Here is a 19289-nt window from a genome sequence, read left to right on the forward strand (position 1 = left end):
CCCTAGTATCGAGGGGTGCCTTCAGATGTCTTCAAGCGCGTGGATACGCGCTACCTTGTCGATGCTCTCGTTGACAACACGACCGCCGCAGGCATCTCTCAGTTTGAGCTCTCGGTGGGCACCGCTACCGATCTGAGCGCGAACAAGACGAGTCGTGCAACTGCCGTCGTCCGGTACATGTTCGAGCAACCAGACACGGACTCCCTAGTTGTGGGCATGCTGAATTATCTCTTCATCGAGAATCCGCGCGCTGACCTCAGTGACGGGAACCCGTCGTACCGGGCATTACGCTCGAACGTCCTCGAGCCGCGCGGCATCCGCCTGACGGACAACGGCTTTGCCTTGCCTGATGGCAGCGACATCGACACCCTCGAGCGAGTAGAGAGGCCAGCGGTTACGGTGCCGGACTATTCGACAGCGGACCCGTGGAGTGCAGTCTCCTCGCCGTGGGGTTCGCCGTCAGCAGCACCGAGCCCGCCGAGCATCCCGCGGGACGTGAGCAAGGTCTTTGTCGTCCACGGTCGCGACATGCGGCCCGTCGAAGTCATCAAGCAGTACCTTCTCTACCTCGGCCTGCACATGATGCCCTGGTCGGAGGCGGTGCGACTGACAGGCGAGTCGCAGCCACACACGTACGACGTGGTCCGCGCCGGGATGGCCGGCGCAGCGGCCATCATCGTCATCTTCTCTCCCGATGACCTTGCGCGCGTGAGAGACGACTTCTCCGAGCCGGGCGACCCGGACCGGGGATTGCAGGGACAGGCGCGCCAGAACGTACTTCTCGAAGCAGGCATGGCGTTCGCGATGGAACGGAGTCGCACCATCTTCGTGAAGAGCGCGCCGACTCGTGACATTTCCGACGTGGCGGGCTTCAATTGGGTAAAACTCGACGGCTTGTGGGACAGCCGGAAAGACCTAAAGAACCGTCTGGAGACCGTGGGGGCAACGGTCCGCGCGGGGGACTACGACCTTATGGATACCGCAGCAGGTCCGTTCCGCGTCGTCTGAGCGTGCGCAAGAGTTCGCTCGCAAGCCGGTCGTCATGCGTGCCAGTCCCGCTTCACGCGCCCGCGCCCGTCGCCCGCGGACGCGGTGTTTTCAGATAGCCCGCCCGATGCGATGCACGGGCAAGGTCCGCCGCGCGGGCCAAGCGACTGTCGGCGTGAGCATCACCCAGTCGAGCAGATTCGGTGCGTGGCGCGGCTCGCAGGGACCAAACTCCGACGCTGCCATAGAGGTGGGCCCCGTGGGGCTCGAACCCACGACCCGCGGATTAAAAGTCCGATGCTCTACCGACTGAGCTAGAGGCCCTCAGCATCCCAGCCTAACGGGGGAGCGGCGCGGCATCCGTCACTCGGTGCTCTTCGAACTGCCGAAGACGACCCCGAGCATGATGCCGAACGACAGGCCGAACCCGACGCCGAGCCCGATGTTGTCGAGGAACAGCAGTCCGACCATCATCCCGCCGAGCATTCCGAAACCGATCCAGAGGCCGAACGACATCCCGTTCATGTTCTTGTTCGCCATGCCTCGACGCTACGGACGGCGCCGAGCCGCGGCATCCCCCACACGAGGGAAAAGAAGGCGGCGCCGCCGGAGCCCGCAGAGCTCCGACGACGCCGCCGGTCAGAAGACCGTGATCACATCGGGGGCATCAGCACCGTGTCGATGAGGTAAACGGTCGCGTTCGCGGTCTGGACGCCACCGCAGATGACGTTGGCATCGTTGACCATCAGCTCGTCGCCCGAGCCGGTGACCTCGAGGTCAGCGCCCTGAACGGTCGCGTGCGTGCCGACGATCTCGTCGGGAGCGATCTGGCCGGGGACCACGTGGTAGGTGAGGATCGACGTCAGGGTCTCGGAGTCCGTCTTCAGACCCTCAATGGTCTCGGCCGGGATCTTGGCGAAGGCGTCGTCGACCGGGGCGAAGACGGTGAACTCGTCACCGTTCAGCGTGTCGACCAGGTTGACGTCGGGGTTCAGCTGGCCGCTGACCGCAGCGGTCAGCGTCTTGAGCAGCGGGTTGTTGGATGCCGCGGTGGCCACCGGGTCCTGCGCCATACCGGCGACCGATCCGGCGCCGTCCGGAACGGCCTCGGCGTAGTCCGCGCAGCCCGGGCCGACGAGGTTGGCGGCGGGGTCCATCGTGTCCTCGGTCATCTCGGGCGAGGGCGACTCCATCGGCTCCTGCGACTCCATGCCCTCGCTGCTGGTGCCACCCTCGGGGGCGGTGCTCGACGAGCAGCCGGCGAGAGCGAACGCACCGACCAGCGTCAGAGAGAGTGCTGCGGTCATCTTCTTCTTCGTGCTGAACATGTTGTCCTCCATGTGTTGGGACCGCCCTCTGCGGCGGCGATGTCTGGTCTTCGGAACCACTAGGCAAACGGATTGCACATTTCCCGAGATTCTTTTTCGCGTATCCGATCCGGGCGCATGCCGACGGTCACAAAACGCTCTCGATCCCACGTGTGGCCGGGGTTTCAAGCCCCGGCATCCGAGTTCCTCGTCTCCGGGGTGGCATGCTGAGAGGCGATGGTTATCGACGGTGTTGACGTTCCCGACGACGGGCAGGCGGCAGATCACGCCGGCGACCTCCTCGTCCGCATCGCCGACGGCGACCAGGCGGCCTTCGCAGAGCTCTACGACATGCTCTCCTCACGGGTGTTCGGACTGATCCGACGCGTCCTCGTCGACCCGTCGCAGAGCGAAGAGGTGCTGCAGGAGGTCTTCCTCGAGGTCTGGCAATCCGCTTCCTCGTTCGCTCCGAACAAAGGGCAAGGAAGAACCTGGATCCTGACGATGGCCCATCGTCGGGCCGTCGACCGGGTGCGCTCGTCACAATCGAGCGTGGACCGGGATATGCGTGTCGGAGCCCGGGACGCGTACACACAAGAAGAAGGCATCGCCGAACAGGTCGAGCTGAAGATCGAAGGACGTCGCGTCGTCCGCGCACTCCGGTCTCTGCCCGACCCGCAACGTGAGGCCCTGACCCTCGCGTACTTCGGGGGATACAGCCAAAGTGAGATTGCGACGCTCCTCGGAGCACCGCTGGGAACGATCAAGACACGGATGCGCGACGGACTGAACCGCCTACGACAGGAGATGGGGTGACACTGTGAACGAGATGGAGTTCGCCGAACTCTCCGCAGGGCACGCGCTCGACGCGCTGTCGCCGGAGGACGAACGCGCCTACCAGGACGCACTGGCCGCCCACCCCGAGTGGCAGGACCAGGTCGACGCCGACGCACAGGTCGCCGGATTCCTCGCCGAAGGCGCGGGCGAAGAAGCCCCTCCCGCCGATCTGCGGGCCCGGTTGCTCGAGCAGATCAGTGGGATGCCGCAGGCCCCGGCGCGTGCTGCTGCCGCTGAGCCTGTCGCCGCGGAGCCTGCGACCGAGTCCGCTCCCGCTGACGAGCCCGTCGTCGCCGGCCCGCCGACCGAAGCGATCCAGGCCGTGCAGCGGCGCAACTGGACCCGCGGACTCTTCGCGCTCGTCGCATCCGCCGCACTCCTCGTCGGCATCGGCTGGGGCGTCGGATCCCTCGTCGAACAGGCCCGCACGCCCCTCGAGGTGCAGGCGCTCGAGCAGATCGAGGCCGCGCCCGACGCGCAGACCGTCACTGGTCAGTTCACCGACGGCGGCGAGGCCGTGCTGCACTGGTCGGACGAGCTCGACAAGGTCGTCCTGACGACGGATGACGCACCCGAGATCCCCTCGGACCGCTCCTTCGAGCTGTGGTTCATCCGCGGCGACCAGCCCATCTCGGCCGGCGTGTTCGACCCGTCCGACGAGATCACGGCGCTGCTGTCGGGCGAGTTCCAGCCCGGCGACATCGTCGCGGTCACGGTCGAGCAGAAGGGCGGATCGCCCGACGGCTCGCCCACGACCGACCCGATCATCACGATCCCCACGGCCTGAGCGGGCCGAGGCCCGTCCCCGCCCCGCGGGGTAGCCTGGAGTGATGTCTGACGCGTCCCGCGACTTCCACAAGCCGGTCCGCCGTTCCCCCGATTCGTTCGATCGCAACTTCGCCGCCGACGATCCCGCTGAAGCCAACCGCGTGGCGCACGCCACGGCATCCGCTCTGCTCTCGCGGGTGCGCGAGGCGCCGCACGACGAGGTCATCGACCGGCTCGTGACCTTCACGGACGCGCACGGCATCGCGACCATCGCCGAGCTGTGGGCGCAGTCGCCCGCCCGGTCGCTGCCGGGCGCGCTGTGGCGGCTGTACCTGCTGCAGCTGATGATCCACGACGACCCGGCGACGTCCGCGCTGCTCTACGAGCGGGGACGCACGCGGCTCGCATCGGCCGATGTCGTCATCGCGGGGGCGCCGACACCGGCAAGCCCCGACGAGCTCGTCTCGCTCATCGACCTCATCATGCGCGGGGTGTTCGCAGGCGACTTCGCGCTCGCCCTCGAGCGGGCGGCGGCGTTCTCGCGCGTCGTCTCGGCCGGCGCGACCGACCTCGCCGACGACTACGACGCGAGCGAACCCGGACGGGCGTCGCAGTTCACGACCCGCGCGCTGCGCCTCGACACCTACGCCGGCGACCTCACGGCGGCCGCGGCCCTGTGGCGCCGCGACGGCCTCACCTGAGTCGGGGGCCGCGTTCGCGGGCAGGAAAGTGCCGGGCCGCAGAACGCCTCTCGGCGCGTGGCCGCTCGCAGCGGCTGAAGATGGAGCCCGGGGTTACTGCGGCCCGGCTAGAAAAGTGTAACGGAGGGGCTCCGCGGGTATTCCAGCCCGCGGGGGATTTCGTTCGGGCCGGGCGTGTCGCGCCGCGGGCGTCGTGCGCGTTCACGGATGCAACGGATGCCGGGCGACACCCGGCATCCCGTCGCCCTTCAGCGGCGTGTCGCGCACGATCCATTGCATCCGTCGACACCGCCGCGGACGGATGCCGCCGCGTAGGCTCATCGCATGGCTTGGCGCTTCGCTCTCATGATCGACCCCGCCGCATCCGACGATGCGCGCACCGACTTCGCCGACACGTTCACCGAGGTGGACCCGTCGGCCCCCGCGCTCACCGTGGGCGAGCTGAGCACGCAGCGCGGCGATGGGATCTTCGAGTCGATCGGCGTCGTCGACGGGCACGCGCAAGAGGTCGAGCCGCACCTCGAGCGACTCGCGCACTCGGCCGAGATCTGCGAGCTGCCCGCGCCGAACCTGCGGCAGTGGCGCGAGGCGATCCGGCGGGCGCAGACCGCGTCGGGGGAGGGCGAGGCGGTCATCAAACTGATCCTGAGCCGCGGTGTCGAGCATGGTCCGACGCCGACCGCGTGGGTCACGGTCGCGCCGGCCGCGGACTTCACGAAGGCGCGCACCGAGGGCATCGCCGTGGCGGTGCTCGACCGCGGGTACAGCATCGATCTGCCCGGGCGGGCGCCGTGGCTGCTGCTGGGCGCGAAGACGCTGTCGTACGCGGTGAACATGGCGGCGATCCGCGAGGCGAAGCGTCGCGGAGCCGACGACGCCGTCTTCGTGAGCTCCGACGGATTCGTGCTCGAGGCGCCGACCGCGTCGCTGATCATCCGCCGCGGCGACGCGTTCGTGACGCCGGCGCCGAACGGCGGCATCCTGCACGGCACTACTCAGCTGAGCCTGTTCGAGCACCTCGCCACGCAGGGCTTCGAGACCGCGTACGAGACGCTGCCCGTCTCGGCCCTGTACGAAGCGGATGCCGCCTGGCTCGTCTCCAGCGTGCGCCTCGCCGCTCCGATCACCGCCGTCGACGGTCGCCCCCTCTCCGTCGACGCCGAGCTCACCGCATCCTTCAACCGCTACCTCCTCAGCCCCCGCGACTGACCTCGCGGCGGGTTGCCGTTCACGGATGCAACAGATCTGCCCCGACACGCCGCTGACCCGCCCCGGGATGCCGCGTGTCGCCCCGCATCCCTTGCATCCGTGGACGCGTCACGCCCGCGCGAGGGCCGCGAGGATCGCGCGCTCGACGAGGTCCCAGTCGTGCAGCACCATCGCGTAGTCGAACCGGAGCGTGACATATCCCCACAAGGCGGCGTTCGCGTCCCGCACGAGGTCCTTGTGCCGCAGCGACGCGCCGTCGTGGTTCACCCGCCCGTCGACCTCGACGATCACGCGGTCGCCGATCAGGGCGTCCACGACACCGACGCCTGCGACGCGCACCTGTGTCCGCACGGTCAGCCCGAACCCGCGCAGCCGCCACCGCAGCAGCGACTCGAGACCGCTGTCGGCGTCGTCCCGGCTCAGTCCGAGTGCCTCGCGTCCGGCGGCGTTCAGGTTCTGTGCGAGCCACCGCATGTCGTCGCCGTCGAGCATCCGCTGTCGTCGGGCCGACTCGAGCGCGACGAAGAACGCCTCGACGCCACGGCACAGGAGGATCTGCCGCAGCACCCGGGCGAGCGACGGCTCCCGCCGCGATTCACCGACGCCCGGCGCGTCCCAGTGCTCGACGCAGTCGCAGTCCGCGTCGTGCGACCGGCCGCCCGGCCGCATCCAGACGTGCGGCGAATCGTCCTCGTCGAGCACCCACAGTCCGCGATGCCGCGCCGCGGTCACGCACGCCATCGACCCGCCGTGCCGGGCGATCGCGACGGCGTCGGCGCACGCGTCCGGCGGAACGAAGACGCCGACGCGGACCCGGCGCAACTCACCCGTCCGCAGCGCACGCTGCACCCGTCGCATCGACCACCCCGCGTCGAGCAACTGACGAAGACGGAGAATCGGATGCCGCAGCTCGCACATCCCGCGATCCTCGCCGCCGCTGTCACCCCGCACGGACTCGCACCCCGAACCGGGGGAGAGCCGCCGCATCCCACCCTCCGGGGAGGAAGCCCCGTTCACCGATGCAACAGATCCGCCCCGACACCCCGTGGCAGACCGATTGGATGCCGCGTGTCGCCCGGCATCCATTGCATCCGCGCACGCCAACCCGACCCACGCACGCGACGCACGCGCGCACAAAGAAAACGCGCCGGCACGGAACCCGAATCCGTGCCGGCGCGTGGCCTCAGGGAGAAAGACTCACCCGAAGCGACCCGAGACGTAGTCCTCGGTGGCCTGGACGGACGGCTTGGTGAAGATCGTGCCGGTCTCGTCGTACTCGATGAGCTTGCCGGGCTTGCCGGTGCCGGCGATGTTGAAGAACGCGGTCTTGTCCGAGACGCGCGAGGCCTGCTGCATGTTGTGCGTCACGATCACGATCGTGTACTCGCTCTTGAGCTCCTGGATGAGCTCCTCGATCGCGAACGTCGAGATCGGGTCGAGGGCCGAGCACGGCTCGTCCATCAGCAGCACGTCGGGCGAGACGGCGATCGCGCGCGCGATGCAGAGGCGCTGCTGCTGACCACCCGACAGACCCGATCCGGGCTTCTCGAGACGGTCCTTGACCTCGTTCCAGAGGTTCGCGCCGCGCAGCGACTTCTCGACGAGCGCGTCGGCATCGGACTTCGAGATGCGCGAGTTGTTGAGCTTCACACCGGCCAGCACGTTGTCGCGGATCGACATCGTCGGGAACGGATTCGGGCGCTGGAAGACCATGCCGATCTGGCGGCGCACGAGCACCGGGTCAACGCCCGGGCCGTACAGGTCCTCGCCGTCCAGCAGGACCTCGCCCTCGACGCGCGCGCCGGGGATGACCTCGTGCATGCGGTTGAGCGTGCGCAGGAAGGTGGACTTGCCGCATCCGGACGGGCCGATGAAGGCCGTCACGCTGCGGGGCTCGATGTCGAGGGACACGCCCTCCACGGCGAGGAAGTCGCTGTAGTAGACGTTGAGGTCGTTGACTTCGATGCTCTTGGACACTTCGGGGTGCTTTCTGTCGGATGCCGCGAGTCAGCGGCCGAACTTGGGGGCGAACTTCTTCGCGACGAAGCGTGCGATGAGGTTCAGCGCCATGACGATGATGATGAGGGTGAGCGCGCCGGCCCAGGCCCGCTCGAGAGCGGCGGGGATGTTCGTGCCGGGGTTCTGGAACTGGTCGTAGACGAACACCGGCAGCGTCATCATCGGGTTGTCGAACGCGTTCACGTTGAGCGACTGGGTGAAGCCGGCCGTCAGCAGCAGCGGCGCGGTCTCGCCGATGACGCGGGAGATCGACAGCATGATGCCCGTCGTGATGCCCGCGACGGATGTCGGGAGCACGACCTTGACGATCGTCAGCCACTTCGGCACACCGAGCGCGTAGCTCGCCTCGCGCAGCTCGTTCGGCACGAGCCGCAGCATCTCCTCGCTCGACCGCACGACGACGGGGATCATCAGCACGCTGAGCGCGAGCGAACCCATGAAGCCGGTGTTGAGACCCGGTCCGTAGATGAGCGCGCAGACGGCGACGATGAACAGACCCGCCACGATCGAGGGGATGCCGGTCATGACGTCGACGAAGAACGTGATCGCCTTTGCGAGACGGCCGCGTCCGTACTCGACGAGATAGATCGACGTCATGAGGCCGATCGGCACGGAGATGAGCGTCGCCCACCCGGTGACGATGAGCGTGCCGTAGATGGCGTGGATCGCTCCACCGCCCTCGCCGACGATGTTCCGCATCGAGTACGAGAAGAACATCGGGTCGAATCGTGCGATGCCGTTGACGACGACCGTGAACAGCAGCGAGATCAGCGGCAGCAGCGCGATCGTGAAGGCGATCGACACCAGCACGGTCGCCAGTCGGTCGGCGGCGCGGCGCCGGGTCTCGACGACGTTCGAGAGGATGACGAGGACGATCGCGAACAGCACCACCCCGACGAAGACCGCCGCGGCGATGTTGAAGTCCGCGACGTCACCGCCGCCGTTCATGATGGCGAACACGATGCTCGAGAGCGCGAGGGCACCGGCCAGCAGCACCCACGGCATCCACTTCGGCAGCTGACCCGCGGTGAGCGAGTTGCCGACGGGCGTCCGGGCCGCGGAGCGGGTGAGGGTCGTCGTCATCAGTTCGCTCCAGAGAACTCGGCGCGACGGCTCACGATCCACCGCGCGAGCGCGTTGACGGCGAACGTCACGAGGAAGAGGATGAGGCCGGTCGCGATGAGGACGTTGACGCCGTCCCCGTACGCCTCACCGAAGTTGAGGGCGATGTTCGCCGGGATCGGCGTCGGGTTGTTCGAGTTGAGCACCTGGAACGTGACCGCACCCGTGGCCGAGAGCACCATCGTGACGGCCATCGTTTCGCCGAGCGCGCGACCCAGCCCGAGCATCGCACCCGACACCATGCCGCCCCGGGCGAAGGGGAAGACGGCCATGCGGATCATCTCCCAGCGCGTCGCGCCGAGGGCCAGCGCCGCCTCCTCGTGGAGGACGGGCGTCTGCAGGAAGACCTCCCGCGTGATGGCCGTCATGATCGGCAGGATCATGACCGCCAGGACGAGGGATGCCGTGAGGATCGTTCGCCCTGTCTGCGACACCGTGCCCGCGAAGAACGGGATCCAGCTGAAGTTCTCGTTGAGCCAGAAGAAGAATGGTTTGAGCAGCTGCGAGAAGACCAACGCGCCCCAGAGGCCGTAGACCACGGAGGGGATTGCGGCGAGCAGGTCGATGACGTACCCGAGGGCCGAGGCGAGCCGGCGCGGGGCGTAGTGCGAGATGAAGAGCGCGATACCGATGGCGAGTGGGGTCGCCACGACGAGCGCGATGACGGACGCCCACAGGGTGCCGAAGACGAACGGCCAGACGTACTCCAAGAACGGCTTGCCGTTCAGGAACTGCGTCTCGTCGGGGTTCGCCGTGAAGGCCGGCACGCTCTCGACGATGAGGAACAGCGTCACCGCTGCGAGCACGATGAGGATGATGATGCCCGCGCCGAGTGCGGTGCTGGAGAAGACGAGGTCGCCGCGGCGACGCATCGGTCGTCTCGTGGGCGCCTGGTCGGTGGCCAGGTCGGAGGTGGGGGGCATCGCAGTCCTCGGGTCGGAAGCGGGCGGACGTGGGGCTGCGGGTGACCCTCCATGGAGGGCCACCCGCAGCAGGGGTGTTACTGCTTGGCGCCGATCAGGTCGATGGCGGCCTGGGCCTCCTTGGCGACCTCGGTCGACAGCGGCGCGGAGCCGGCGGCCTCGTTGGCGACCTTCTGGCCCTCTTCGCTGACGATGTACGAGAAGTACGCCTTCACGATGGCGGCGGTGTCGGCATCCTCGTACTGCTGGCAGCCGATGAGGTAGCTCACGAGGGCGATCGGGTACGAGCCGGCGGGAGCCTTGGCGGGGTCGACGTCGTAGACGAGGTCACCGTCGGCACGGCCCTCCTCGAGCGGCGACGACGCCACGAGCTCCGCGGCGGCCTCGGAGGAGAACGGCACGAAGTCGTCGCCGACCTTGACGGCGGCCGAGCCCAGGTCACCGACGCGCGAGGCGTCGATGTAGCCGATGGTGCCGTTGCCGGCCTTGACGGCGGCCTCGACACCGGAGGTCTGCTGAGCGGCCTCGGAACGCGTGGTCTTGACGGGCCAGGCGTCGTCGTCCTCGTACGGCCACGCGTCGGGCGCGACGGAGGCGAGGTAGGCGGTGAAGGTGCCGGTCGTGCCCGACTCGTCGCCGCGGAAGACGGGCGTGATCGCCAGGTCGGGCAGCTCGACGCCCTCGTTGATCTCCGCGATCTTCGGGTCGTTCCACTTCTCGATCTTCTCGTTGAAGATCTCGCCGATGACCTCGGGCGTGAGGTTCAGCTCGGTGATGCCCTCGAGGTTGAAGACGACGGCGACGGGCGAGATGTAGGCGGGGACCTCGACGATGTCGGGCGTCGCGCAGGCGCCGAACTTCCCGGCGGCGATCTCGTCGGTCTTGTACGCGCGGTCCGAGCCGATGAAGTTGCTGGAGCCGGCGATGAAGTTGTCGCGGCCCGTCCCCGAGCCGGTCGGCTGGTAGTTGACCGTGACGTCCGGGTTAGCGGTCTGGAAGGCCGCGGTCCACGCCTGCTGGGCGGCGCCCTGCGAGGAGGCGCCGGTCGCCTTGACGGTGCCCGACAGCGAGCTGCCGCCGTCGGAGGGCTGGCCGCTGCCAGCAGGGGTGCCCTCGTTGGCGGCGCAGGCCGACAGGGAGAGGACGGCGACGGCGGCGACAGCGCCCACGCGGGCGATGCGGTTGAGCTTCACGTGTGAATTCCTTCGGGTGATCGGGACACCCCGGTGCGGGGCTGGCTCGACGCTAAGAGTCGCCGGTGACCAGGTTCCGCTCGACAGGTGAACGACAGGTGAACGGGTCGGGTCCGAACGCCTCTCGCTCAGCCGATTCACACCTTCGGGGGATGCGTCTCGATCGCCACGATGCCCGAGCCGGGATTCGTCGCCGACAGGTGCGCGACGGAGAACCCGCCGACCTCGAGGTCGGCGGCGCTCTCGATGTACGAGCCCTTCAAGCTCCCCGTCGCCAGCGCCAGCTCGCTCATGATCGTGGGGATCACCGGTCGATGCGAGCACAGCACAGCGGCTTTCCGCGACCGCACGCGTTTGCCGACGACGGTGCGCACATCCGCGTGCCCTCCCTCCCAGGCATCCTGCGAGATCAGCTCGGTCCGACGGATGTCGCGGCCCAGCGCCTTCGCGAGCGGCGCCACGGTGTCGACGCAGCGAACCGCGTCGCTCGAGACGACCCGACGGATGCCGAACGCCCGCAACGGCCCGACGGCCGCCTTCGCCTGGCGCTTGCCGCGGTCGGTGAGGGGGCGGGCGGCATCCTTCCCCTTCCAGTCCTCGCGGGGAGTCGCCTTGCCGTGGCGTAGCACGACGACGGGAAAGGTCGCGAGCACGCCGTCGTCGACGAGGTGCAGGAAGTTCTCGAGGATCTCGACGTCGACCGGATAGCTCAGCCGTTCGAGCGCCTTCTTCGGGGTGAGCCATTCGATCGCGGCGATCTCGCGGTTCGGCACGAAGGACGACCCGCGAATCGCCTCCTCGGTCGCCTCGGTGCTCCAGTAGTGGACGATTTTCGTCCGCTTGCTCGGCAGGCGGTACTTCGAGATCCCGACGGGCACCCCGAGGTGGACACGGATGCCGGTCTCCTCGAGGATCTCGCGCACGGCCGTCTCGGCGAGGGTCTCACCGGGATCGACCTTGCCTTTGGGCAGGGTGATGTCGCGGTACTTCGTGCGGTGGATCGCCAGCACGAGCAGCTTGCCGTCCACCATCCGCCAGACGACGCCGCCCGCGGCGTAGACCGCGGTCTCCGTCATCGCACCGCCCGCGCCCGCCGGCGGCGGAGCACCTGCGACATCGTCTTCTCCTGCAGATCGACGAGCGGGTTGCCCTCGGCATCCAGATGGTGCCGCGTCCACTCGCCCTCGGCGCCGAGGTGCCACGAGCTCGTGGTGTCGGACATCGCCAGCTCGAACAGCGAGATCAACTCGTTCACGTGCGCGGGCTCGGTCACCCGCACGAGGGCCTCGACGCGGCGGTCGAGGTTGCGGTGCATCATGTCGGCACTGCCGATGAACACCTGCGGGTCGCCGTTGTTGTGGAACGTGAAGATGCGGGAGTGCTCGAGGTAGCGTCCGAGGATCGAGCGCACCGTGATGTTGTCGCTGACCCCCGGCAGGTCCGAGCGCAGCGAGCAGATGCCGCGCACCCAGACGTCGACCTTCACCCCGGCCTGGCTGGCGCGGTAGAGGGCGTCGATGATCTGCTCGTCGACCATCGAGTTCACCTTGATGCGTACGTGCGCGGGCTTGCCGGCCAGCGCGTTGCGGCGCTCGCCGTCGATGTGGCGGAGCAGGCCCTTGCGCAGATGGAGCGGGGCCACGAGCAGCCGCTTGAACTTCTTCTCGATCGCGTAGCCGCTCAGCTCGTTGAAGAGGCGGGTCAGGTCGCGACCGACCTGCTCGTTCGCGGTGAACAGGCCGTAGTCCTCGTAGATGCGGCTCGTCTTCGGGTTGTAGTTGCCCGTCCCGATGTGGCTGTAGCTGCGGAGGACGCCGTCCTCCTCGCGGATCACGTGAAGGAGCTTGCAGTGGGTCTTCAGGCCCACGAGCCCGTAGACGACGTGCACGCCGGCCTTCTCGAGCTTGCGCGCCCACACGATGTTGGCCGCCTCGTCGAAGCGGGCCTTCACCTCGACGAGCGCGAGGACCTGCTTGCCGTTCTCGGCCGCGTCGATGAGCGCCTCGACGATCGGGCTGTCACCGGACGTGCGGTACAGCGTCTGCTTGATCGCGAGCACGTGCGGGTCGCGCGCGGCCTGCTGCAGGAACGACACGACGCTCGTCGTGAACGACTCGTACGGGTGGTGGACGAGGACGTCCTGCTTGCGGATCGCCGCGAAGATGTCGGCGCGGCCGTTCTGCTCGGCCGGCTGGAACGGTGTCGAGGTCTTCGGCACGTGCGCCGGGTAGCGCAGATCGGGCCGCTCGATCTGCGATAGGGAGAAGAGTCCCCGCAGGTCGAGGGGGGCGGGCAGGCGGTAGACGTCGTTCTCGGTGATGTCGAGCTCGTCGAGCAGTAGCGAGAGCGTGACCTCGTCCATGTCCTCGGTGATCTCGAGGCGGATCGGCGGACCGAAGCGGCGGCGCAGCAGCTCGGCTTCGAGCGCCTGGATGAGGTTCTCGGTCTCGTCCTCCTCGATCACGACGTCCTCGTTGCGCGTGAGGCGGAACGTGTGGTGCTCGAGGATCTCCATGCCCGGGAACAGGTCGTCGAGATTCTCCGAGATGAGCTCCTCGATCGGCAGGTAGCGCACGGTCGAACCGTTCTTGGCGACCTCGATGAGCCGGGGCAGCATCGGGGGCACCTTGAGGCGCGCGAACTCCTGCCGCCCCGTGCGGGCGTTGCGGATGCGCACCGCGAGGTTCAGCGAGAGCCCGGAGATGTAGGGGAACGGGTGCGCCGGGTCGACCGCGAGCGGCATCAGCACCGGGAACACCTGCGCCGAGAAGTAGTCGTAGAGGGTGCTGCGCTCCTGGTCGGACAGGTCCGCCCAGGACACCACCTCGATCCCCGCATCGGCCAGGGCGGGACGCACCTGCTCCGACCACACCGCCGCGTGACGCTCCTGGAGCGCGTGCGCCGACGTCGCGAGGTCCGCCAGCACGTCCAACGGAGCGCGTCCGACGTTGGTGGGAACGGCCAGCCCGGTGAGGATGCGGCGCTTGAGCCCCGCGACGCGCACCATGAAGAACTCGTCGAGGTTGCTCGCGAAGATCGCGAGGAAGTTCGCGCGCTCCAGCGTCGGCAGGTTCGGATCCTCCGCGAGCTCGAGCACGCGCTGATTGAACGCGAGCCAGCTGAGCTCGCGGTCGAGGTAGCGGTTGTCGGGCAGCTGCGAGTCGTACGCTTCGACGACGTCGTCGAAGTCGTCGTCGTCCGCGTCGCCCAGTCCGGAGTCGTGAACCTGGGTGTCGATCATCCCCACATCATTGCAGGGGACGGTGACGTGTGTGTGAACGTGGCGACGGATGCCGCGGCATCCGACTCAGGCGGAGGAGCCCGGCAGCTGCTCGTCCTCGTACACGTTGAAGCGGTAGCCGACGTTTCGCACGGTGCCGATGAGCTGCTCGAGGTCCCCGAGCTTCGCGCGCAGCCGGCGCACGTGCACGTCGACCGTGCGGGTGCCGCCGAAGTAGTCGTAACCCCACACCTCGCTCAGCAGCTGTTCGCGGGTGAACACCCGCGAGGGGTGCGTCGCGAAGAAGTGAAGCAGCTGGAACTCCTTGTAGGTGAGGTCGAGCGGGCGACCGTGCACCTTCGCCGAGTAGGAGGATTCGTCGATCGTGATGCCGGAGGTCTGGATGCGGGTGGAGACCTGCTCCTTCGACACGCGTCCGATGGCGAGGCGGATGCGGGCATCGACCTCGGCTGGGCCCGCGCCGACGAGGACGACGTCGTCGATGCCCCAGTCAGGGGAGACCGCGGTGAGTCCGCCCTCGGTGACGACCAGCAGAAGCGGCGCGTCGAGACCCGTCGTCGTCAGGATCTTGCAGAGCGACTTCGCGGCGACGAGGTCCTTACGGGCGTCGACGAACACGATGTCCGCATTGGGGGCGTTCACCAGCTGCGCCGCCTCGGCGGGGATCTGGCGGACCCGGTGGCTGAGCAGTTCGAGGGAGGGCAGGACGGAGTCGCCGCCGGCGGCGGAGCTCAGGACGAGCAACTGTGCCAAGGGGGACCCTTCGGTGCGGACTCGGAACCGGTCTCATCTTAGGGGCTCGCCCCGCGGCCGCCGCGACGCGGGCTCGCCGCCGTGCGGGCCCCGCGCCGGTGCGCCACAATAGAGACCATGACCGCGCCCGAGATCCTCCCTCGTCGACGGGCCGCCGGAGTGATCGCGGTCTGGGTGGCCGCCGCTCTCGTCGCCCTCGCCGTCGGCGTGTTCGTCGAGCCCGACTGGCGCGGTGCGTGGCTGCTGGTCGGTCTCGGATTCTGCTTCTTCCTCGCCTTCGCGGTGCAGCTGGCGTCGGGGCGGTCGCAGGGGTTCATCATGCGCATCTCGGCGAGCGTCCTCGGCGCGTTGCTGGTGATGGGACTCATCGGCGCCGGCTTCGCGCTCGCCGAACTCTTCGCGAGCTGATCCACCGGCATCCGCCGACCGAGGGTCCGCTCCCGGCCGCTAAAGTGGACGGCATGGATCTCGTCGCACTCGAACTCTTCTTCGTCGGGCTGCTCGGCCTCGCATCGCTCGCGATCGCGTTCGTGTCCGGCGTCGTCGTCTGGAACCTCTACCGCGGTCAGCGCTGACATCGTGATCGATCTGCCGACCGACCTTCCGGCTGATCTGGTCCCGCTCTCCTGGCTCCTCGGCGTGTGGGAGGGCACCGGCGTCCTCGAGTACGACGCGCAGGGTCGCACGATGTCGGGCGAGTTCTCTCACCGCGTGAGCTTCAGCCATGACGGTGGCGACGCCCTGAACTACGCGGCGACCGCCTGGTTCGAGGATGCCGAGGGCCGCCGCCGCGACCTCGTCGCCGAGACCGGGTACTGGCGGCTGTCCCGCCCCGCGACCGAGCAGGATCCCGGGCCCGCGCTGCTGCCGGCCCTCGCACCCCGCGTCGACGCGCGCACGGTGCACGACGTCGAGGCTCTCCGCACGGCGGAGGACGGCTTCGAGATCGAGGTCGCGCTCGTGCACTCCGACGGCATCAGCGAGCTCTACCTCGGCCAGGTGCGCGGTCCGCGCATCGACATCGCCACCGACGCGATCGTCCGCCCCGCGGGCGCCAAGGAGTACGGCGCCGCGACCCGGATGTACGGGCTCGTCGACGGGCACCTGCTGTGGGCGTGGGACATCGCCGCGCTCGGCTCGGACCTGTCGTCCCACGCCTCCGCTCGACTCGCGAGGGTCCAATGACCGCCGACGCCTTTGCGGCCGTGCCCGGTGCTGTCCTCGATGACCGCGGGCTCGCCCACCTCGGCAACCCGGTGCGGGAGCAGCGCGACCTCGCGAGCGGGGCCGCGGTCGCGCCCCTTGCGGACCGCGCCGTCCTCACCGTCTCCGGCGAGGACCGGCTCTCGTGGCTCGACTCCATCACCTCGCAGGCGTTGACGACCCTCGCGCCCGGAGTCGGCACCGAGTTGCTCGTCCTCGACCCGCAGGGGCACGTCGAGCACGCGGCATCCGTCGTGGACGACGGGGAGCGCACCTGGCTCATCGTCGACCGCGACCGCGCCGACGCGCTGCTGACCTGGCTGACGCGGATGAGGTTCCGCCTGCGCGTCGACCCGCAGGACGCCGCCGACCACGCCGTCGTCGGCGGGACCGCCGCCGCTGTCGACGCCCTGGGCGCCGCCGTCGTGTGGCGCGACCCGTGGCCCCGCGTGAGCCCCGGTGGGTGGGGATACTCCCCGGTCGCACCGCACCCCGGTGCCGAGCGCGACTGGGCCGAGGCGATCGTGCCGCGGGCCACCCTCGACGAGCTCGCCGCCACCGCCCTCCGCGGCGATGTCCGCCTGGCCGGTCACCTCGCCGTCGACGCGCTGCGCGTCGCCGCCTGGCGTCCCCGCGCCGCCGCGGAGGCCGACGGCCGGACCCTCCCGCACGAGGTCGACTGGCTGCGCACGGCCGTCCACCTCGACAAGGGCTGCTACCGCGGCCAGGAGACGGTCGCCAAGGTGCACAACCTCGGGCACCCGCCGCGTCGCCTCGTCGCGCTGCAGCTCGACGGTTCGGATGCCGAGCTGCCCGACCCGGGCGCACCGGTCAGCCTCGACGGCGCCGAGGTCGGAGCGATCACCTCCGTCGCCCGCCACCACGAGGAGGGCCCCATCGCCCTCGCGATCGTGAAGCGGTCCGTCCCCGTCGACGCGGCGCTGACCGTGGCCGTCGCGGATGGCGAGATCGCCGCGGCGCAGGAGGTCGTCGTTCCGCCGGATGCCGGGCGTGCGGCATCCGTCCCGCGTCTGCCCCGTCTGTCGCAGCGCCGCTGACGATGGCGCCCGAGCCGACCACCACGGTTCCGGTGCCCACTGCCCGGAGGTATCCGCGCGAGGGCTGGGCGCGACTGCGCGGGTCCGCCGTCGCGATCGTGCAGCTCGTGGTCGCCGCGAGCGCCGCGTTCTCGATCGCGCACTACGGACTGGGGCACCCGGCTCCGCTGATCGCGGCGACCGTCACCATCTCGAGCCTTGGTCTCGTCCGCGACGCCCGACCGTGGCGGGTGCTCGAGACCGTCATCGGCATGGTGCTGGGCGTCTTCGTCGCCGAGCTGGTCGTCTTCGCGGCCGGCAGCGGGTGGTGGCAGCTCGCCCTCACCCTCGGGGTGAGCCTGTCGATCGCGCGGTTCGTCTCGCCGCAGGCGGGCTTCGCGATCGCCGCGGCGATCCAGTCGATCATCGTGGTCGTCGTCCCCTCGCAGACCCCGTTCCTGCGACTGCTCGACGCCGTCATCGGCGGAGCGATGGCGCTGCTCGTCACCGCCCTCATCCCGCGCAGCCCGCTCCGCACCGCCCTCGCCGACGCGACGCGCCTGTTCGCTGCCTTCGAGGGCGCCGCCGGCACCGTCGCACAGGGCCTGCGTCGCGGCAGCCGCGTACGCGCCGAGCGCGGGCTCGAGAAGGCGCGCGAGCTGCAGGGCCTCGTCGACGACTGGCGGGTCTCGGTCGAGTCGGGCGCGGCGATCGCCCGCATCTCGCCGTTCCTCCGCCGACAGCGCTTCGAGCTCGATCGTTTCGAGCGGATGCGGCAGGCCATGGACCTCGCGGTGCGCAACCTGCGCGTCGTCGCCCGGCGCGCCGTCTACCTGAGCGACGACGGTCGCGAGCGCGACGTCGCCGCCGATCTGCTCCTCGAGCTTGTGCGCGGCGCGAACCTCGTCGCCTCGTCGCTGACCGACATCTCGCACGAGCCGGCGGCGCGCGAGGTACTCACCGCGGTGGCGGCCCGCCTCGACCCGATCGCCCTCGTCCCCGACGGATCGCTCGGCGACCAGACCCTCATCACGGCGCTGCGGCCGCTCGCGACCGACCTGCTGTGCGCGACGGGCCTGCACCCCGACGAAGCCCGCGCGCTGCTCCCGCGGGTGTGACGCGCCCCGCTCATCGGGGCTCGACGGCCTCCCACGGCACCGTGAACTCGCCCAGTCGCCACCGGCTCCGCCCGCCGATCGGCCACCCCGCCGCGACGAGCGCGTCGAGGGCGGCGCGCCACCGCTGGACCGGGCCGAACGACGACGCGGCGACCGCCCGCGTCCACTCCCGATCGAGGGCGTCGAGGACCTCGTGCACCCGCTCGCCCGGGATGTTGCGGTGGATGAGCGCCTTCGGCAGCCGCTCGGCGGCGACGGCGGGGGAGTCGAGCCCCGCGAGCCGCAACGAGATCGTGAGCGTGCGGGGCGCGGCATCCGGTCCGATCTCGATCCAGGTCGCGATCCGGCCGAGCTCATCGCACGTGCCCTCGACGAGCATGCCGTCCGGGCGCAGGCGCGACGCCATCCGTTCCCACGCCGCGGGCACGTCGGCCTCGTCGTACTGACGCAGGACGTTGAACGCGCGGATCACCGCCGGGCGGCGCCCGTCCGGCACCGGCACCTCGAACCCGCCGCGCGCGAACGACACGCGCGCATCCGCGGCGAACACCCCCGCCCCCGCACGGATCAGCGCGAGCTGCGCGCGGGCGCGCTCCACGCGGGCCGGCTCGATCTCCAGCCCCAGCACCTCGACGTCCGGGCGCGCTCGCCGCAGCCGGGCTTCGAGCTCGAACGCGGTCACCCCGCTCGCTCCGTACCCGAGGTCCACCACGAGCGGATCGACGGTCCGGCGCAGCACCGGATGCCGCGCGATCCAGCGGTCGACGCGGCGCAGGCGGTTGGTGTTCGTCGTCCCCCGGGTCACCTGTCCGACGACAGGATCGGAGCGCGTCATGCCCCCATGATCGCACCCGCCGCGCCGGTAGGATTG

Annotated in this window: 20 protein-coding genes and 1 tRNA gene; 9 read left to right on the forward strand and 12 right to left on the reverse strand. The window is 69.5% G+C overall.

What is annotated here, in order from left to right:
- The first annotated feature begins 15 nt into the window (after positions 1-15).
- Complete coding sequence (locus tag Q9S36_RS13280; RefSeq protein ID WP_311285531.1) at positions 16-1008, forward strand: TIR domain-containing protein; 993 nt, start codon at positions 16-18, stop codon at positions 1006-1008.
- 230 nt (positions 1009-1238) lie between these two features.
- Here the strand turns inward: Q9S36_RS13280 and Q9S36_RS13285 are convergent.
- The 3 genes from Q9S36_RS13285 to Q9S36_RS13295 form a co-directional block, all read right to left on the reverse strand.
- Positions 1239-1311: transfer RNA gene (locus Q9S36_RS13285), tRNA-Lys, on the reverse strand.
- A gap of 39 nt (positions 1312-1350) precedes the next feature.
- Entirely contained in the window at positions 1351-1527 is a 177-nt protein-coding gene (locus tag Q9S36_RS13290) for a hypothetical protein (protein WP_217531440.1), read from the reverse strand.
- A gap of 113 nt (positions 1528-1640) precedes the next feature.
- Positions 1641-2315 (reverse strand): fasciclin domain-containing protein, encoded by a 675-nt coding sequence (locus tag Q9S36_RS13295; protein WP_311285532.1) that lies wholly within the window; start codon positions 2313-2315, stop codon positions 1641-1643.
- Between the two features lie 216 nt (positions 2316-2531).
- On the opposite strand from Q9S36_RS13295, the gene sigK reads away from it, so the two are divergent.
- From sigK to Q9S36_RS13315, 4 genes are all read left to right on the forward strand, one after another.
- Positions 2532-3110 (forward strand): ECF RNA polymerase sigma factor SigK, encoded by a 579-nt coding sequence (gene sigK / locus Q9S36_RS13300; RefSeq protein WP_311285533.1) that lies wholly within the window; start codon positions 2532-2534, stop codon positions 3108-3110.
- 13 nt (positions 3111-3123) lie between these two features.
- Positions 3124-3918 (forward strand): anti-sigma factor, encoded by a 795-nt coding sequence (locus tag Q9S36_RS13305; RefSeq protein WP_311285579.1) that lies wholly within the window; start codon positions 3124-3126, stop codon positions 3916-3918.
- A 43-nt stretch (positions 3919-3961) separates the two neighbouring features.
- Positions 3962-4600 carry a DNA-directed RNA polymerase subunit beta gene (locus Q9S36_RS13310; RefSeq protein WP_311285534.1) on the forward strand — a complete coding sequence of 213 codons (639 nt, stop codon included), beginning with the start codon at positions 3962-3964 and terminating at the stop codon, positions 4598-4600.
- 324 nt (positions 4601-4924) lie between these two features.
- On the forward strand, positions 4925-5809 hold the full coding sequence (locus Q9S36_RS13315) for an aminodeoxychorismate lyase (protein ID WP_311285535.1): 885 nt from the start codon (positions 4925-4927) through the stop codon (positions 5807-5809).
- A gap of 108 nt (positions 5810-5917) precedes the next feature.
- Here the strand turns inward: Q9S36_RS13315 and Q9S36_RS13320 are convergent, their stop codons facing one another.
- The 8 genes from Q9S36_RS13320 to Q9S36_RS13355 all read right to left on the reverse strand — a co-directional run bounded on the left by Q9S36_RS13320 (position 5918) and on the right by Q9S36_RS13355 (position 15060).
- On the reverse strand, positions 5918-6727 hold the full coding sequence (locus Q9S36_RS13320; RefSeq protein WP_311285536.1) for a type IV toxin-antitoxin system AbiEi family antitoxin domain-containing protein: 810 nt from the start codon (positions 6725-6727) through the stop codon (positions 5918-5920).
- Between the two features lie 279 nt (positions 6728-7006).
- The gene (gene pstB / locus Q9S36_RS13325) at positions 7007-7786 is read right to left on the reverse strand and encodes a phosphate ABC transporter ATP-binding protein PstB (protein ID WP_064003118.1); all 780 of its coding nucleotides are present in this window, start codon (positions 7784-7786) and stop codon (positions 7007-7009) included.
- Between the two features lie 30 nt (positions 7787-7816).
- Positions 7817-8911 (reverse strand): phosphate ABC transporter permease PstA, encoded by a 1095-nt coding sequence (gene pstA / locus Q9S36_RS13330; RefSeq protein WP_253034258.1) that lies wholly within the window; start codon positions 8909-8911, stop codon positions 7817-7819.
- Positions 8911-9873, reverse strand: coding sequence for a phosphate ABC transporter permease subunit PstC (gene pstC, locus Q9S36_RS13335; RefSeq protein ID WP_311285537.1), 963 nt, complete (start codon positions 9871-9873; stop codon positions 8911-8913). Before pstC ends, pstA begins: the two co-directional genes overlap by 1 nt.
- A 77-nt stretch (positions 9874-9950) precedes the next feature.
- The gene (locus tag Q9S36_RS13340; protein ID WP_311285538.1) at positions 9951-11066 is read right to left on the reverse strand and encodes a phosphate ABC transporter substrate-binding protein PstS; all 1116 of its coding nucleotides are present in this window, start codon (positions 11064-11066) and stop codon (positions 9951-9953) included.
- Between the two features lie 137 nt (positions 11067-11203).
- A complete protein-coding gene (locus Q9S36_RS13345; protein WP_311285539.1) occupies positions 11204-12142 on the reverse strand; it encodes an NUDIX domain-containing protein in 939 nt (312 codons plus the stop codon).
- Entirely contained in the window at positions 12139-14307 is a 2169-nt protein-coding gene (locus tag Q9S36_RS13350; protein WP_311285540.1) for an RNA degradosome polyphosphate kinase, read from the reverse strand. Before Q9S36_RS13350 ends, Q9S36_RS13345 begins: the two co-directional genes overlap by 4 nt.
- A gap of 66 nt (positions 14308-14373) precedes the next feature.
- Entirely contained in the window at positions 14374-15060 is a 687-nt protein-coding gene (locus tag Q9S36_RS13355; RefSeq protein WP_064003124.1) for a response regulator transcription factor, read from the reverse strand.
- Positions 15061-15177: 117 nt separating this feature from the next.
- Here Q9S36_RS13355 and Q9S36_RS13360 point away from each other — a divergent pair, with 117 nt between their 5' ends.
- From Q9S36_RS13360 to Q9S36_RS13375, 4 genes are all read left to right on the forward strand, one after another.
- Positions 15178-15468, forward strand: coding sequence for a hypothetical protein (locus tag Q9S36_RS13360; protein WP_311285541.1), 291 nt, complete (start codon positions 15178-15180; stop codon positions 15466-15468).
- 171 nt (positions 15469-15639) lie between these two features.
- Positions 15640-16245 carry an FABP family protein gene (locus Q9S36_RS13365; RefSeq protein WP_064003126.1) on the forward strand — a complete coding sequence of 202 codons (606 nt, stop codon included), beginning with the start codon at positions 15640-15642 and terminating at the stop codon, positions 16243-16245.
- Positions 16242-17321, forward strand: coding sequence for a glycine cleavage T C-terminal barrel domain-containing protein (locus tag Q9S36_RS13370; RefSeq protein WP_311285542.1), 1080 nt, complete (start codon positions 16242-16244; stop codon positions 17319-17321). Before Q9S36_RS13365 ends, Q9S36_RS13370 begins: the two co-directional genes overlap by 4 nt.
- A 32-nt stretch (positions 17322-17353) precedes the next feature.
- Entirely contained in the window at positions 17354-18418 is a 1065-nt protein-coding gene (locus Q9S36_RS13375; protein WP_311285543.1) for an FUSC family protein, read from the forward strand.
- 10 nt (positions 18419-18428) lie between these two features.
- Here Q9S36_RS13375 and Q9S36_RS13380 read toward each other — a convergent pair whose 3' ends face one another.
- A complete protein-coding gene (locus Q9S36_RS13380) occupies positions 18429-19253 on the reverse strand; it encodes a class I SAM-dependent methyltransferase (RefSeq protein ID WP_311285544.1) in 825 nt (274 codons plus the stop codon).
- Between the last annotated feature and the right edge of the window lie 36 nt (positions 19254-19289).

This window comes from Microbacterium sp. ARD31, from assembly GCF_031844425.1.

What these genes read in the sequence shown, in the direction of transcription:
- Q9S36_RS13290 (WP_217531440.1), bottom strand. Translation starts at nt 1,527, where the DNA reads ATGGCGAACAAGAACATGAACGGGATGTCGTTCGGCCTCTGGATCGGT.
- Q9S36_RS13295 (WP_311285532.1), bottom strand. Translation starts at nt 2,315, where the DNA reads ATGTTCAGCACGAAGAAGAAGATGACCGCAGCACTCTCTCTGACGCTG.
- sigK (WP_311285533.1), top strand. Translation starts at nt 2,532, where the DNA reads ATGGTTATCGACGGTGTTGACGTTCCCGACGACGGGCAGGCGGCAGAT.
- Q9S36_RS13305 (WP_311285579.1), top strand. Translation starts at nt 3,124, where the DNA reads ATGGAGTTCGCCGAACTCTCCGCAGGGCACGCGCTCGACGCGCTGTCG.
- Q9S36_RS13310 (WP_311285534.1), top strand. Translation starts at nt 3,962, where the DNA reads ATGTCTGACGCGTCCCGCGACTTCCACAAGCCGGTCCGCCGTTCCCCC.
- Q9S36_RS13315 (WP_311285535.1), top strand. Translation starts at nt 4,925, where the DNA reads ATGGCTTGGCGCTTCGCTCTCATGATCGACCCCGCCGCATCCGACGAT.
- Q9S36_RS13320 (WP_311285536.1), bottom strand. Translation starts at nt 6,727, where the DNA reads ATGTGCGAGCTGCGGCATCCGATTCTCCGTCTTCGTCAGTTGCTCGAC.
- pstA (WP_253034258.1), bottom strand. Translation starts at nt 8,911, where the DNA reads ATGACGACGACCCTCACCCGCTCCGCGGCCCGGACGCCCGTCGGCAAC.
- pstC (WP_311285537.1), bottom strand. Translation starts at nt 9,873, where the DNA reads ATGCCCCCCACCTCCGACCTGGCCACCGACCAGGCGCCCACGAGACGA.
- Q9S36_RS13345 (WP_311285539.1), bottom strand. Translation starts at nt 12,142, where the DNA reads ATGACGGAGACCGCGGTCTACGCCGCGGGCGGCGTCGTCTGGCGGATG.
- Q9S36_RS13350 (WP_311285540.1), bottom strand. Translation starts at nt 14,307, where the DNA reads ATGATCGACACCCAGGTTCACGACTCCGGACTGGGCGACGCGGACGAC.
- Q9S36_RS13360 (WP_311285541.1), top strand. Translation starts at nt 15,178, where the DNA reads ATGACCGCGCCCGAGATCCTCCCTCGTCGACGGGCCGCCGGAGTGATC.
- Q9S36_RS13370 (WP_311285542.1), top strand. Translation starts at nt 16,242, where the DNA reads ATGACCGCCGACGCCTTTGCGGCCGTGCCCGGTGCTGTCCTCGATGAC.
- Q9S36_RS13380 (WP_311285544.1), bottom strand. Translation starts at nt 19,253, where the DNA reads ATGACGCGCTCCGATCCTGTCGTCGGACAGGTGACCCGGGGGACGACG.